At 60.0% G+C, this 15,128-nt stretch carries 10 protein-coding genes; 8 read left to right on the forward strand and 2 right to left on the reverse strand.

Features of this window, described 5'->3' with window-relative positions; all coding sequences use genetic code 11:
* The first annotated feature begins 388 nt into the window (after positions 1-388).
* From ACFQND_RS03665 to ACFQND_RS03675, 3 genes are read left to right on the forward strand one after another with little or no spacing between them, the layout of a single operon-like run.
* Positions 389-2,311, forward strand: a complete 1,923-nt coding sequence (locus ACFQND_RS03665; protein ID WP_371437428.1) for a PrkA family serine protein kinase — start codon at positions 389-391, stop codon at positions 2,309-2,311.
* A gap of 52 nt (positions 2,312-2,363) precedes the next feature.
* Complete coding sequence (locus ACFQND_RS03670) at positions 2,364-3,638, forward strand: YeaH/YhbH family protein (RefSeq protein WP_371437427.1); 1,275 nt, start codon at positions 2,364-2,366, stop codon at positions 3,636-3,638.
* A complete protein-coding gene (locus tag ACFQND_RS03675; protein WP_371437426.1) occupies positions 3,635-5,197 on the forward strand; it encodes a SpoVR family protein in 1,563 nt (520 codons plus the stop codon). The genes ACFQND_RS03670 and ACFQND_RS03675 overlap by 4 nt, the downstream gene beginning before the upstream one ends.
* 12 nt (positions 5,198-5,209) lie before the next feature.
* Here the strand turns inward: ACFQND_RS03675 and ACFQND_RS03680 are convergent, their stop codons facing one another.
* The gene (locus tag ACFQND_RS03680) at positions 5,210-7,060 is read right to left on the reverse strand and encodes an AMP-dependent synthetase/ligase (RefSeq protein WP_371437425.1); all 1,851 of its coding nucleotides are present in this window, start codon (positions 7,058-7,060) and stop codon (positions 5,210-5,212) included.
* A 251-nt stretch (positions 7,061-7,311) separates the two neighbouring features.
* Positions 7,312-7,947, reverse strand: a complete 636-nt coding sequence (locus ACFQND_RS03685) for a GntR family transcriptional regulator (RefSeq protein ID WP_371437424.1) — start codon at positions 7,945-7,947, stop codon at positions 7,312-7,314.
* A gap of 217 nt (positions 7,948-8,164) precedes the next feature.
* On the opposite strand from ACFQND_RS03685, the gene scpA reads away from it, so the two are divergent.
* From scpA to ACFQND_RS03710, 5 genes are all read left to right on the forward strand, one after another.
* On the forward strand, positions 8,165-10,333 hold the full coding sequence (gene scpA, locus ACFQND_RS03690; RefSeq protein WP_371437423.1) for a methylmalonyl-CoA mutase: 2,169 nt from the start codon (positions 8,165-8,167) through the stop codon (positions 10,331-10,333).
* A complete protein-coding gene (gene meaB, locus ACFQND_RS03695) occupies positions 10,330-11,367 on the forward strand; it encodes a methylmalonyl Co-A mutase-associated GTPase MeaB (protein WP_371437422.1) in 1,038 nt (345 codons plus the stop codon). Before scpA ends, meaB begins: the two co-directional genes overlap by 4 nt.
* A 32-nt stretch (positions 11,368-11,399) precedes the next feature.
* On the forward strand, positions 11,400-12,932 hold the full coding sequence (locus ACFQND_RS03700; protein WP_371437421.1) for an acyl-CoA carboxylase subunit beta: 1,533 nt from the start codon (positions 11,400-11,402) through the stop codon (positions 12,930-12,932).
* Between the two features lie 39 nt (positions 12,933-12,971).
* Complete coding sequence (locus tag ACFQND_RS03705) at positions 12,972-13,592, forward strand: glutathione S-transferase family protein (RefSeq protein WP_371437420.1); 621 nt, start codon at positions 12,972-12,974, stop codon at positions 13,590-13,592.
* An 84-nt stretch (positions 13,593-13,676) separates the two neighbouring features.
* Positions 13,677-15,083: a DUF389 domain-containing protein gene (locus ACFQND_RS03710; protein ID WP_371437419.1), complete on the forward strand. Its 1,407-nt coding sequence runs from the start codon at positions 13,677-13,679 to the stop codon at positions 15,081-15,083.
* The last annotated feature ends 45 nt before the right edge of the window (positions 15,084-15,128 follow it).

A 15,128-nucleotide genomic window follows, 5' to 3' on the forward strand; every position in this document is an offset into this window, starting at 1 on the left:
TCCAAGCCTCGTTAAAAGAGGCTGCTGGCCAAAGCGCAGTGGCCGCAGGCTGCTATCAAAAGAGAAGCGTTTTGTGATCCTGGTGGCCATGGTCCCGTTCGCGGGTACGTGCTTTCCTGAATCGTTTTACGCCCAGGGGCCTTGTGTTCCGGCAGATCGTGCACCTTTCTGCTTGCTGTAACAAAAAAAAAATTCAGCTCGGTTTTCCTTTGCAGGCTGTCGCATAACGTTGTACGCTGTAGCCTGAGGTAACGGAACTTTTCATCTGACCCCGCAATCTATAAGGCACAACGATCAAAGGCAAACAGTCGAATCATTACGCGGCAAACTGAAGCGGTTTTCTCCAGGGGTCAGCAGTGCTTCAGTTGCCGCGTGCATAGGAGGCCCTATGAATGTCGTCCGCAATTTCCTGACGCGCTACGAGCAAACCCGGGAAGAGGAACTGTCCATCGAGGAGTACCTCGATGCCTGCAAAAAAGATCGCCTCGTCTATGCGACGGCGGCCGAGCGGATTCTCGCGGCGGTGGGCGAACCGGAAATGGTCGATACCCGGCATGACCAGCGCCTGTCGCGGCTCTTCGGCAACAAGGTCATCAAGATCTATCCGGCCTTCCGCGATTTTTACGGGCTCGAAGACCCGATAGAGCAGGTGGTGTCCTACTTCCGCCATGCGGCGCAGGGCCTGGAGGAAAAAAAGCAAATCCTCTACCTGCTCGGGCCTGTAGGCGGCGGCAAGTCCTCCATCGCCGAGCGCCTCAAACAGCTGATGGAGAAAGTGCCTTTTTACGCCCTCAAGGGCTCGCCTGTCAACGAGTCGCCGCTCAGCCTTTTTAACAATGCCGAGGACGTACCGGTGCTTGAGTCCCAGTACGGCATTGCACCGCGCTACCTGCAGCGGGTCATGTCGCCGTGGGCCGTCAAGCGGCTTGAGGAGTACGGCGGCGACGTGCGCAAGTTCCGCGTGGTCAAGCGTTTCCCGTCCATCCTGAAACAGTGCGCCATCTCCAAGACCGAGCCCGGCGACGAGAACAACCAGGACATCTCTTCACTGGTGGGAAAGATCGACATCCGCAAGCTGGAAACCTACGCCCAGGACGACCCGGACGCCTACAGCTACTCCGGCGGGCTGTGCCTGGCCAACCAGGGCCTGCTTGAATTCGTCGAGATGTTCAAGGCCCCCATCAAGGTGTTGCACCCGCTGCTGACCGCCACGCAGGAGGGCAACTACAAGGGCACCGAGGGGTTCGGTGCGATTCCCTTTGATGGCATCGTGATGGCCCACTCCAACGAAAGCGAGTGGACAACGTTCAAGAACAACCGGAACAACGAGGCATTCCTGGACCGTATCTACATCGTCAAGGTGCCATATTGCCTGCGTGTTTCGGAAGAGGTCAAGATTTATGAAAAACTGGTTCGCAATTCATCGCTGCTGAACGCGGTCTGCGCCCCCGGCACGTTGAAGATGATGGCGCAGTTTGCGGTGCTGACGCGCCTGAAGGAGCCGGAGAACTCCAGCATGTTCAGCAAGCTGCAGGTGTATGACGGCGAAAACCTCAAGGACACCGACCCGAAAGCCAAGAGTTACCAGGAGTACCGCGATTACGCCGGTGTGGACGAAGGCATGAGCGGCATTTCGACGCGTTTTGCCTTCAAGATTTTGTCCAAGGTATTCAACTTCGACTCGACTGAAATCGCCGCCAACCCGGTGCACCTGATGTATGTGCTGGAAACGCAGATAGAGCGCGAACAGTTCCCTCCGGAAACCGAACAGAAGTACCTGGCCTTCATCAAGGAAACCCTGGCCGCGCGTTATGCCGAATTCATAGGCAAGGAAATCCAGACCGCCTACCTCGAGTCCTATTCGGAGTATGGCCAGAATATTTTTGACCGCTATGTCACCTACGCCGATTTCTGGATACAGGACCAGGAATACCGCGACACCGACACCGGTGAAATCTTCGACCGCTCGGCTCTCAATGCCGAACTGGAAAAAATTGAAAAACCTGCCGGCATCAGCAACCCGAAAGACTTCCGCAACGAGATTGTCAACTTCGTGCTGCGTGCGCGTGCCAACAACGCGGGCAAAAACCCGACCTGGACCAGCTACGAGAAGCTGCGTACCGTGATCGAGAAGAAGATGTTCTCCAACACCGAAGACCTGTTGCCGGTGATCTCCTTCAATGCCAAGGCCAGCGCGGACGAGCAGCAAAAACATGAGGATTTTGTCAACCGCATGGTCGACAAGGGTTACACCACGAGGCAGGTTCGCCTCCTGTGTGACTGGTACCTGCGGGTTCGCAAGAGTTCCTGACGGTTACGGCATCCAGCGCAGCCGCGCCATTGGCATCCCACCGGGAATCACCATGCTGCAGCAAGTCATTGACAGACGCCTGTCGGGCAAGAACAAGTCCATAGGCAACCGGGAGCGCTTCCTGCGCCGCTTCCGGGCGCAGATCAGGGACGCCGTTCGCCGCGCGGTGGCCGGCCGCAGCATCCGTGACATCGAGCAGGGCGAAGACATCACCTTGCCGAAACGCGACGTGTCCGAGCCGGTGTTCGGGCACGGCCCCGGCGGCACGCGGGAAACAGTTCATCCCGGCAACCGCGAGTACGTGCGCGGAGACCGCATAGCCCGCCCGCAGGGTGGTGGCGCGGGCGGCGGCGGGAGGGATGCAAGCCAGGATGGGGCCGGCGAAGACGATTTTGTGTTCCGCATCACGCGTGAAGAGTTCATGCAGTATTTCTTCGACGACCTGGAGTTGCCGCACCTGGTGCGTACCCAGCTTTTGCCGGATGCGCCGGAGTGGACATCCCGGCGCGCCGGTTTTGTCACGGAAGGCACGCCGACCAACCTGCATGTGGTGCGCTCCATGCGGGTGGCCCTGAGCCGGCGCATCGCGTTGGGTGGTGAAACCCGGCGCAAGCTGCGCGAACTGGAGGCACAGCTGGCCACCGCCCTGCGTTTCGGGCCCGGCATGCCCGGGGAAATTGAGGGGCTGCAGGTGCAGATCGAGGCATTGCGTCGCCGGCTCAGGCGTATCCCGTTTTTTGATCCCTTCGACCTGCGCTATCGCAACCGGGTCCGGGTGCCCTTGCCGACGGCCAAAGCGGTGATGTTTTGCCTGATGGATGTCTCGGGCTCCATGGACGAGGCGCGCAAGGACATCGCCAAGCGGTTTTTTATCCTGCTGTACCTGTTTTTGCAGCGGCATTACGAACGGACCGACGTCATCTTCATTCGCCACCATACGCAGGCCTCGGAAGTCTCTGAAGAGGAGTTTTTCCACTCGGCCGAAACCGGCGGCACCGTGGTGTCCAGTGCCCTGGAGCTGATGCACCAGATCATCCAGGCGCGTTACTCGCCGGCCGAGTGGAATATTTATGGCGCGCAGGCCTCCGACGGCGATAACTGGCACCAGGATTCGTCCAAGTGCCGTGAACTGCTGACGGGCAAGCTGCTACCGCTCACCCGCTACTTTGCTTATGTCCAGGTCGGTGATGAAGACCAGAACCTCTGGCAGGAGTACACCGAAGTGCTTGGTACGAACAGCAATTTCGCCATGCGCAAGATCAACGAGGCAGCGGAGATTTACCCCGTGTTCCGGGACCTGTTCAAGAAAGGCACGAGCACAGCATGACCAGGGAAAGCCGCAAGCATGGGCATGAACCTGCACCTGGCCTGCCCGGTGTGGCGGAGCGGCGCGCGCGCCTGCCCAGCCCGTCGGACTGGTCGTTTGAGCTGATCGAGGTTTACCACACCGAGATTGCGCGGACGGCCAGGGCGTTTGGCCTTGACACCTACCCGGTCCAGCTGGAAGTCATCACGGCCGAGCAGATGATTGACGCCTATGCAGCGGTAGGCATGCCGGTGAACTACCGGCACTGGTCTTTCGGCAAGCAGTTCATCGCCACCGAAAAAAGTTACCGCCGCGGCCAGATGGGGCTGGCCTATGAGGTGGTGATCAACTCCGATCCTTGCATTGCCTACCTGATGGAAGAAAACACCATGCCCATGCAGGCGCTGGTGATGGCGCACGCCTGCTACGGCCACAACTCCTTCTTCAAGGGCAACTACCTGTTCCGCATGTGGACCGATGCCACTTCCATCATCGACTACCTGGTGTACGCGCGGGCCTATATCGCCGAATGCGAAGAGCAGCAGGGCTGGGATGCGGTCGAGCAGTTGCTGGATTCCTGCCATGCGCTGATGAGTCATGGTGTGGACCGCTACCGGCGCTCGCAGAAACTCTCGCTGGCGGAAGAGGAAACGCGCCGCAAGGACCGCGAGGCCTACCTGCAGCAACAACTCAACGACCTGTGGCGGACGGTGCCCAGATATGCTGAAAAGGAGGCGGAAAAAGTCAACCGCCGTTTTCCGCCTGAGCCGCAGGAAAACATTCTTTATTTCATAGAAAAAAATGCACCCCTGCTGGAGTCATGGCAGCGCGAGGTGATTCGCATCGTGCGCAAGATCGCGCAGTATTTTTATCCGCAGCGGCAGACCCAGATCATGAACGAGGGCTGGGCCACGTTCTGGCATTACACCTTGCTCAACAGCATGTATGACGAAGGCTTGCTGACCGACGGTTTCATGATCGAATGCCTGCGCTCGCACACCAACGTCATTTACCAGCCGCCGGTCGCGCATCCTGCCTACAGCGGCATCAACCCCTATGCCCTGGGTTTTTCCATGTTCAGCGACCTGAAGCGCATCTGCACGACACCCACGGAAGAGGACAGGCAATGGTTTCCCGACATCGCCGGCTCGGACTGGCTCAAGACGCTGGATCGCATCATGCGGGATTACCGGGACGAGAGTTTTATTGGGCAATACCTCTCACCGCACCTGATACGCGAGTTACGCCTTTTTTCCGTGCTTGATGACGCCGCCCAGTCCGAACTTGAAGTGGCTGCCATCCACGATGAAGCGGGCTACCGGCGTGTACGCGAGGCGCTGTCGCGCCAGTTTGACCTGAGCTACCGCGAGCCCAACATCCAGGTCTGGAATGTGGATGTGCGCGGCGACCGTTCCCTGACCTTGCGCCACTCCAGCCACAATAACCGGCCGCTCACGGATGACGTGCAGGAAGTCATCAAGCATGTCGCACGCCTCTGGGGTTTTCGTGTCCAGCTCGAGAGCGTGGACAAGGAGGAGAAGGTGCTCAGGCAGTGGGATGCGTCACCGCCGCATGCCTGAGGCTTTGTTGCGTCAGCGCGAGGCTTGCCGCCTGTACATTGCGTCGATCTGCATTTCGAAATGCGCCATGAGCTGCTTGCGCTTGAGTTTGAGCGTAGGCGTCATGAAGGTGTTTTCCAGGGTCCAGGGTTCCAGCGTCAGGCACACTGCGCGCGGCACCGCGTAACGCGCGAAGCTTCCTGTCTGGCGCTCGATACGCGCCAGAGCGGCCCTTTCTGCGGCAGGCTGGCGCAGGCTTGCCGGGTCCTGCGGGTCCAGCCCGAGTTCATGCGCCAGCCGTTGCCATTCGTCGCGCTGCAGCACTGCCACACAGGCAATGAAGGGGCGGTTTTCACCGACCACAAAAGCCTGCTCGAACAGCGGGTCGGCGGTGATCGCCAGCTCCAGGTCGCCAGGCGGCACTTTTTCGCCAGTGGAGGTGACGATGATTTCCTTGATGCGGCCCAGGATGCGAATGCGCCCGTCGGTGATTCCGGCCTGGTCGCCAGTGGCCAGCCAGCCGTCGGCCGACACGATGTTAGCGGTGTCTTCCGGGCGTTTCCAGTAGCCCTTCATGACGGACGGGCCGCGCACCTGCAGTTCGCGGTTGTCGCCGATACGGACTTCGATGCCGGACAGCACACGCCCCACGGTGGCCGGATCGTTGTCGTCCAGGCCATTGGCGGCCACCACCGGTGAGGTTTCGGTCAGGCCATAACCCTGCAGCAGCGGCAGGCCCAGGCCGAGAAAGCAATGGGCAATGGCCGGCGACAGCGGCGCGCCACCGCTGACGGCCACGCGCACCCGGCCGCCAAATTGCGCCAGCAGCGGTTTGGCCACCAGGTGCAGCAGCAGTGGCCAGGGCAGGGCAGTCCATGGCGCCGCAGCGCTTTCTTCTGATTTGCCAGGCGCAGGCAGGCCCTGCGCTGCGCAAAAGCGCCGCCAGCCTATGGTTTGCGCTGCCGCGAACAGTCGCATCTTCAGGGGCGATGGCGCAAGCTTTTCCAGGAGTTTTGCATAGACACGTTCGTAGATGCGCGGCACGGAGATTAGTACCGTGGGCCGCACGATTTTCAGGTCTTCGCCCAGCTGGGCGACCGATCGCGCGTAGGCCACGCAACTGCCGGTGGCGATGGCCAGGTAATAACCGGCCGTGCGTTCGAATGTGTGCGACAGCGGCAGGAAGGACAGGAAGACATCCTCTGCCGTGGGAAGCACGCGCGCCATCACCGCTTGTACGTTGGCGACGACATTGCGGTGGGTCAGCATCACGCCCTTGGGTTTGCCGGTGGTGCCCGAGGTATAGACGATGGCGGCCAGGTCGTCCGGTGTGGGCGGTGCGGGCAATGGTGTGTTGTCCTTGCCGAGGGCCAGCCAATCGGCAAGGCGCAGCACGCTGACCGTATCGCCTGTATCTGCCAAGGGTGCTACAGGCTTGCCATCCTCCTGTACCACCACGGCCTTCAGGTTCGGAAACGGCACGCCCACGGCGCGGATTTTGTCCCACGTCGCGGCATGGTCCACGATGAGCAACGAGGCTTCGCAGTCGGCCAATATGTAGGCGATGCTGCCGGGGTTGTCTATGGCGTGCAGGGGCACGGGCACGCAACCCGTGGCCAGCACGGCCTGGTCCATGCTCATGGCGTCCAGCCCGTTGGGCAGCAGGATGGCCACACGCGCCGCGCCCGGCAGGCCGCTGGCGGCGAGGGCGTGGCTCCAGCGGGCCACGCGCGCAAAGGTGTCGGCCCAGCTCAGGCTGAGCCAGCCGCCGCTGGCGTTGTCGAAGGCGCGGTAAGCCTCGCCCTGCGGGCTGAGTCCGGCGCGAAAGGCCAGTAGTTGGGGCAGCGTTTGCATGCCGCCTATGTCGGGTGTAGCGGGATTCATGGGTTCAATGGTTCAGGCGTCGTGCCGGCGGGACGGAGGTGCCCGGCGTATGGCGACGTGTGAGGGTGTATCGATTTCAGGATCAAGGGTAAACCCTTGATCATAGTGCCCATGCCGTATCTCCCTCGGCCGTGCAAATGGTGTCTGGGGGTTTTCTCAGGAAAATTGATTCGCAGCCATTGCAGGATAAGCGCAACCAGCTACAAAAAATATAGCGGAACCCTTAGGCTTGTCGGTCGCGGGGTGCCTGGCTAGGCTGCCGCCTCAAGCCCGTTGGCGAAATGCTCGCGCATACGCTGCGCGGCAGCATCGGCGTCGCGCGCGGTCAGCGCCTGCATGATGGCTGCATGTTCGACCAGCGACTCTTCGATGCGGCCGGACTTGAGGAGCGAGTTGTGGCGATTGAGCTTCATAACCTTGCGCAGGTCCGCCACCATCTGGTCGCGCCAGCGGTTGTCTGCAATTTCCCGCAGGCGCCTGTGGAATTTTTCATTGATCTCGAAAAAGCGTGCACGGTCGCCGGCGGCTTTTTCCAGTTCGTTGTGCAGGTCCTGCAATTCCTTGAGCTGGGCTGCCGTTGCCCGGCTCGCCACGACGCTGGCGGCATCGCTTTCAAGCAGGCCCAGCAGGTGGTAGACGTCGGACAGGTCCTTTTCATTGACCTCGGTGACATAGGCGCCGCGCCGTACCTTCATGGTTACCAGGCCTTCTGTGGCCAAAACTTTCAGCGCTTCACGTAGCGGTGTGCGGCTGATGCCGTATTCCTCGGCAAGCTTGAGTTCGTCGATCCAACTGCCGGGCGCCAGTTCGCGGTTGAAGATACGCTGGCGTAACAGCTCGGCGACTTCTTCGTACAACGCGCGTGGTGTCAGTGAAACTGCGGCCATGGGTGACTTGACTTGTGAGAAAGGAAGAGCGGGGTGCGACTGGGTTTTCCGGGTGCAGATGGTGGCAGTTTATCGTAAAACTGAATTTTGCATCAATAATTATAAATGATGTAAACTTTGAGAACTGCCGAAAAGCGAACAGCCTGCGACCAGTTTTTATCGTCCATCCCACAGTCCACCTGCGCTTTAATGTTGTGTACCGTGCCCAGAGCTTTGCATGAACTCCAAAAAATCCTCCCCCCAGCCCGATTTCAATTCCTCCAGTCTTGATGCCTGGACAAAAGCCGCAGCCAAATCGGCACCGGGCGGGGACGTCAATGCCCTGAACTGGCAAACGCCCGACGGCATCAGCGTCAAGCCGCTGTACACGGCGGAAGACATCAAGGACTTGCCTTATACAAACACGCTGCCGGGTTTTGAACCTTTCATTCGCGGCCCGCAGGCCACGATGTACGCGGTGCGGCCATGGACGATTCGCCAGTACGCCGGGTTTTCCACGGCCGAAGAGTCGAATGCGTTTTACCGCAAGGCCCTGGCTGCCGGCGGCCAGGGCGTGTCGGTGGCGTTTGACCTGGCCACGCACCGCGGTTACGACAGCGACCACCCGCGCGTGACGGGCGACGTCGGCAAGGCCGGCGTGGCGATCGACAGCGTCGAGGACATGAAAATCCTGTTTGACCAGATTCCCCTGGACAAGGTCAGCGTCTCCATGACCATGAACGGTGCGGTGCTGCCGGTGCTGGCGGGCTACGTGGTCGCGGCCGAAGAGCAGGGCGTAAGCCAGGACCAGTTGAGCGGAACCATCCAGAACGACATCCTCAAGGAGTTCATGGTCCGCAACACCTATATCTACCCACCCGCGCCCAGCATTCGCATCATCGGCGACATCATCGAGTACACGGCGCAGCACATGCCCAAGTTCAACTCGATCAGCATCTCGGGTTACCACATGCAGGAGGCCGGTGCCAACCAGGCGCTGGAGCTGGCCTTTACCCTGGCCGATGGCAAGGAGTATGTGAAGACGGCGATTGCCAAGGGCCTGGACGTTGACGGTTTCGCCGGGCGCCTGAGTTTCTTCTGGGCGATTGGCATGAATTTCTACCTCGAAGTGGCCAAGATGCGCGCCGCGCGCCTGCTCTGGTGCCGCATCATGAAGGAGTTCGACGCCAAAAGCCCCAAGAGCCTGATGTTGCGCACCCATTGCCAGACCTCGGGCTGGAGCCTGACCGAGCAGGACCCCTATAACAACGTTGTGCGAACGACCATAGAGGCCATGGCCGCCGTGTTTGGCGGCACGCAAAGCCTGCATACCAATTCGTTTGATGAAGCGATTGCGCTGCCCACCGAGTTCAGTGCCCGCATCGCCCGCAACACGCAGCTCATCATCCAGGAAGAAACCCACATTACCAATGTGATTGACCCCTGGGCCGGCAGCTACATGATGGAAAAGCTCACGCAGGACATGGCCGACGCAGCCTGGGCCATCATCGAGGAAGTCGAAGCCATGGGCGGCATGACCAAGGCCGTGGACAGCGGCTGGGCCAAGCTCAAGATCGAAGCCGCAGCGGCAGACAAGCAGGCCCGTATCGACAGCGGCAAGGACGTCATCGTTGGTGTCAACAAATACAAGCTCAAGACTGAAGACGCCATCGAATCACGTGACATCGACAACGTGGCGGTGCGCGACGGCCAGATTGCCCGCCTCAAGGCCATCAAGGCCAAACGAGACAACGCCGCTGTGCAGGCCGCGCTGGACGCATTGACCGCCGCCGCAGAAAATAACAATGGCAATCTGCTGGACCTGTGCATCAAGGCCGTGCGCCTGCGCGCCACGGTGGGCGAGGTCAGCGATGCACTTGAAAAAGTTTACGGGCGCCACCGCGCCGATACACAAAAGGTGACCGGTGTGTATGCAGCTGCCTATGACTCGGCCGAAGGCTGGGAAACCCTCAAGACCGAAATCAACGCCTTTGCGGAAAGCGAAGGCCGTCGCCCGCGAGTGATGATTTCCAAGCTGGGCCAGGACGGCCATGACCGCGGCGCCAAGGTGGTGGCCACTGCTTTTGCGGATTTGGGTTTTGACGTGGACATGGGCCCGCTTTTCCAGACACCCGAAGAATGCGCCCGTCAGGCGATTGAGAACGACGTGCACGCGGTCGGTGTGTCCACGCTGGCCGCTGGCCACAAGACGCTGGTGCCGGCCATCATTGCGGAGCTCAAAAAGCAGGGCGCTGACGACATCATTGTGTTTGTGGGCGGTGTGATTCCCCGGCAGGATTACGAAATGCTTTACGACGCAGGCGTCAAAGGCATTTACGGCCCGGGCACACCGATTCCGGCCAGCGCCAAGGATGTGCTGGAGCAGATCAGGGCTGCCCTGAAGTGACTGCCAGCGCATTGGTTGATGCGGTCCTGCGCGGTGACGCTGCCGCGCAGCGCCGGGCCATTGCAAAAGCCATCACCCTGCTCGAATCCACGCGCGCAGACCACCGTGTGCAGGCCGACGAATTGCTGACCACCTTGTTGCCGCAAACGGGCAAGGCATTTCGACTTGGCATCAGCGGTGTGCCTGGCGTGGGTAAATCCACCTTTATCGAAGTACTGGGTCTGTATCTGATTGCGCAGGGGCATCGTGTTGCGGTACTGACCATAGACCCTTCGTCCACCGTTTCAGGTGGCTCCATCCTGGGCGACAAAACCCGCATGGAGCACCTGTCGGTGCACGAGCGTGCCTACATCCGTCCCAGTCCGTCGAGCGGTACGCTGGGTGGCGTCGCTGAAAAAACCCGTGAGGCCATGCTGGTCTGTGAAGCGGCTGGATACGACGTGGTGATTGTCGAAACCGTAGGTGTAGGCCAGTCCGAGACCGCCGTGGCCAACATGACCGACATGTTTGTGCTGATGCAATTGCCCAACGCCGGTGATGATTTGCAGGCCATCAAAAAAGGCGTGATGGAGCTGGCCGACCTGGTGATCATCAACAAGGCCGATATTGATGCCGATGCCGCCATGCGTGCCGAGGCGCAGATCACCTCGGCCATGCGCCTGTTTGGCCTGGTCAACAACGCCATGGGCGGCGACCAGGCGGCCAACTACGACAAGCTCTGGCACCCGCGGGTGGTGCAGCTTAGCGCCTTGCACAACAAAGGGGTGGATGTTTTCTGGGATGCGGTGACGCAGTTCAGGACTATTCAAACCAGCAACGGCCAACTGGCTGCGCGCCGCCGGCACCAGTCCCTGTCGTGGATGTGGGAGCGCATCGACGCGGGGCTGAAACAGGCCTTCCGGCATGACCCGGCGGTGAGTGCCATGTTGCCGGCATTGATGGCGCAGGTTGAAAACGGTCAACTCCCTGCCTCCACTGCAGCACGAAATCTGCTTGCGGCCCAATCAGAACCAACGCAAGCAGCTATTAAATAAGTAGCATCTTTAAAGTACACAGAAGGTAAACCATGCAAGACATCCTCGAACAACTCGAAAAAAAGCGCGCGGCAGCACGCCTGGGCGGTGGCCAGAAACGTATTGACGCCCAACATGGCAAGGGCAAGCTTACTGCGCGTGAGCGGCTGGAGGTGTTGCTGGACGAGGGCACATTTGAAGAGTGGGACATGTTCGTCGAGCACCGCTGTACCGACTTCGGCATGGAGAACACCAAAATACCGGGCGATGGCGTGGTCACAGGCTACGGCATGATCAACGGCCGCCTGGTGTTTGTCTTCAGCCAGGACTTCACCGTGTTTGGCGGCGCCCTGTCGGAAGCCCATGCTGAAAAAATCTGCAAGGTAATGGACCAGGCCATGAAGGTCGGGGCGCCGGTGATTGGCCTGAATGACTCGGGCGGCGCCCGCATCCAGGAAGGTGTCGCGTCTTTGGGCGGTTATGCGGATGTGTTCCAGCGCAATGTGATGGCCAGCGGTGTGATCCCGCAGATCAGCATGATCATGGGCCCAAGCGCGGGCGGTGCGGTGTATTCGCCGGCCATGACTGATTTCATCTTCATGGTCAAAGACAGCTCCTATATGTTTGTGACCGGCCCCGAAGTGGTCAAGACCGTGACCCATGAAGAGGTGAGCGCTGAAGAGCTGGGCGGCGCCGTCACCCACACGACCAAAAGCGGCGTGGCCGACCTGGCGTTTGAGAATGATGTGGAAGCGCTGCTGATGCTGCGCAGGCTCTACAACTACCTGCCGCTCAACAATCGCGAAAAAGCCCCGGTGCGGCCCAGTGCCGACCCGGCCACGCGCATGGACCTGAGCCTGGACACGCTGGTGCCCGAGAACCCGAACAAGCCTTACGACATGAAAGAGCTGATCGTCAAGACGGTGGACGACGGTGACTTTTTTGAAATCCAGCCCGAGTACGCGAAAAACATCATCATCGGTTTTGCCCGCATGGAAGGCCAGACGGTCGGCATCGTCGCCAACCAGCCGCTGGTGCTGGCGGGTTGCCTGGACATCAAGAGCTCGATCAAGGCGGCACGCTTTGTGCGCTTTTGTGATGCCTTCAACATCCCGGTCATCACCTTTGTCGATGTGCCCGGTTTCATGCCAGGCACCTCGCAGGAATACGGCGGCATCATCAAGCACGGGGCCAAGCTGCTTTACGCTTACGCTGAATGCACCGTGCCGAAGATCACCGTCATCACCCGCAAGGCCTATGGCGGCGCTTATGACGTGATGGCCTCCAAACACCTGCGTGGCGACGTCAACTTTGCCTGGCCCAATGCCGAGATCGCCGTGATGGGCGCCAAGGGCGCGGTGGAAATCATCTTCCGCGAAGACCGCAAAGACCCGGTCAAGCTGGCTGCCAAAGAGGCCGAGTACAAGGCCCGCTTCGCGAACCCCTTTGTCGCCGGTGCGCGCGGTTTTATTGACGATGTGATCCTGCCGCACGAAACGCGCAAGCGCATCTGCCGCTCGCTGGTGATGCTCAAGGACAAGAAGCTTGAGAACCCGTGGCGCAAGCACGGGAACATCCCCCTCTAAAGCGCCGAAACTGGCTGGCACCGAAAAAGGACCACTTGTATGTCTATCCGTCTTTATTACCACCCATACTCCCGAGCCGCCGGCACCATTTGGGCGCTGGAGGAGGCGGGTGTGCCGTATGAGCTGAAGGTGATCGACATCATGAAGGGGGACCAGAAAAGCGCTGAGCTCATCTCGAAGAACCCGATGGGCAAGCTCCCCACCCTGGTTGATGGCGATGTTGTGGTCACAGAGGCTTCGGCCATCGCACTTTATCTGGCTGATCGCTATGCACCTGGCCGGCTGGCTCCTGCACTCGATGACCCGAAGCGCGGTACTTACCTGCGTTGGGCACTCTTTGCTCCGAGCGTGATCGAACCCGCCGTCATGGCCAAGGGCGGGGACTGGACTGTCAAGGAAATCGCCGCTGGGTGGGGCAACTACGCCTCAATGATCGCCGCAACGGAAAGTGCCATCATTGGCAAGCGCTTTGTCCTTGGGGATGATTTTTCAATGGTGGATGTGGTGTTGGGCGGCACCCTGCGTTTCATGCTGGGCTTCAATCAGATCGAGGCCAGGCCGGAGTTCGTGGCCTATGTTGAACGGCTTGATGAGCGCCCGGCATACCAGCGCGCAGAGGCTAAAAACATGGCCATGCGCAAGGAACTGGGCCTCAAGTAGGGCGCGCGACCTCATCAACACCAGTGAGTGAAGAATTGCTAACCCAAATCCTGATAGCCAATCCGGTTTGCACCTGGAGGAAACATGGAAACACCCGCCTCTGAAAGCCTGGCACCACCAGCGCGCGAAAAGCTGGACCTGAGTCGCCTGTTCAACCTGCGGCGCGACCAGGCCGAGCCGCAGCAGATTGACGGCGATGTGCGCGCGGGTGTACGTGTTGCTGGCACCAACCTGTGGGTGCTTTTTTTCGCCATACTGACCGCCTCGGTAGGCCTGAACGTCAACTCGACGGCAGTCATTATTGGCGCCATGCTGATCTCGCCGCTGATGGGTCCCATCATCGGCATTGGTTATGGTGCGGGCATCAACGATTTTGTGTTGATCCGGCAAGCGATGCGGAATCTCGCGATATTCACTCTGGTAAGTCTGGCGACCTCGGCCATCTATTTTGGTCTGAGCCCCCTGAACGTCGCCGGCTCTGAATTGCTGGCTCGGACTTCACCCACGATCTGGGATGTGCTGATTGCCTTTTTTGGCGGTGCAGCCGGTGTGATTGCGCTCACGCGAAAGAGCATCTCCAACGTTGTGCCCGGTGTGGCCATCGCCACGGCGCTGATGCCGCCGCTGTGTACGGCAGGTTTTGGCCTGGCGCATGGCCGCTGGGACATCCTGGCCGGCGCGCTTTACCTGTTTGTCATCAATGGCGTGTTTATCGCCACGGCGGCGTTGGTGATCGTCAAGGGCCTGAAGTTGCCCTCGCGCGAGCAGGTGTCGGAAGCGGTGCTGACCCGGACACGGCGCATCATCGCCGTTGGTCTGACGGTTGTGCTGGTTCCCAGCATTTACCTGGGCTGGCGCCTGGTTCAAGATGAAATCTTCGCGCAGAGTGCGAGAAAAGTCATCAGCACGTTGAAGGCCGATGAGCGCTACACGATCATTGAGTCGACGCCTGATCCGAAAGACAGAATGCTTCGGCTGACGGTGGTGGGGAATCGCAATGATCCGGCCCTGGCGGCCAGTGCGAGAGTCCTGATGGAGCGCGAAGGCCTGAAGGAGACACGTCTGGACATTCATTACGCCGGCGATGCCCGTGCTGAAGGGGCTTCTCCGGTCAAGCCGGAGGATGCCCGTGACGAATACACACGCGTGTTGTCGCAGCAGATCAAGGAAAAAGACCTCAGCATCAAGGCGCTGGAAGAACAGTTGCGCAGCCGGGAAGCGGAGGAGAAAAAGGCCAGCAGCCTGTATGCCGAAGCCCATGCGCAGGTACCCCAGGTTGAGGCCCTTACCTTTGCCCAGGGCTGGCAGAGCACTCAAGGCACGGACAAGACGCCATCTACTGTTGTGGTGCTTCAAACTTCCCGCAAGCTGAGCCGGGACGACCGCAACCGGCTTGAAAAATGGCTGGCAGTTCGCCTGGCCGTCACGGATCTGGTCGTCATGGAGCAGTTGCAACCGGCCCAGGCTGCTCGCAAAAAGACGGGCAAATAAACGACGGTCCCCTGTTGACCGGAAACCTCATGAACAGGGAATCCT

This window comes from Polaromonas aquatica (assembly GCF_042659145.1).
Taxonomy (GTDB): domain Bacteria; phylum Pseudomonadota; class Gammaproteobacteria; order Burkholderiales; family Burkholderiaceae_C; genus Polaromonas; species Polaromonas aquatica.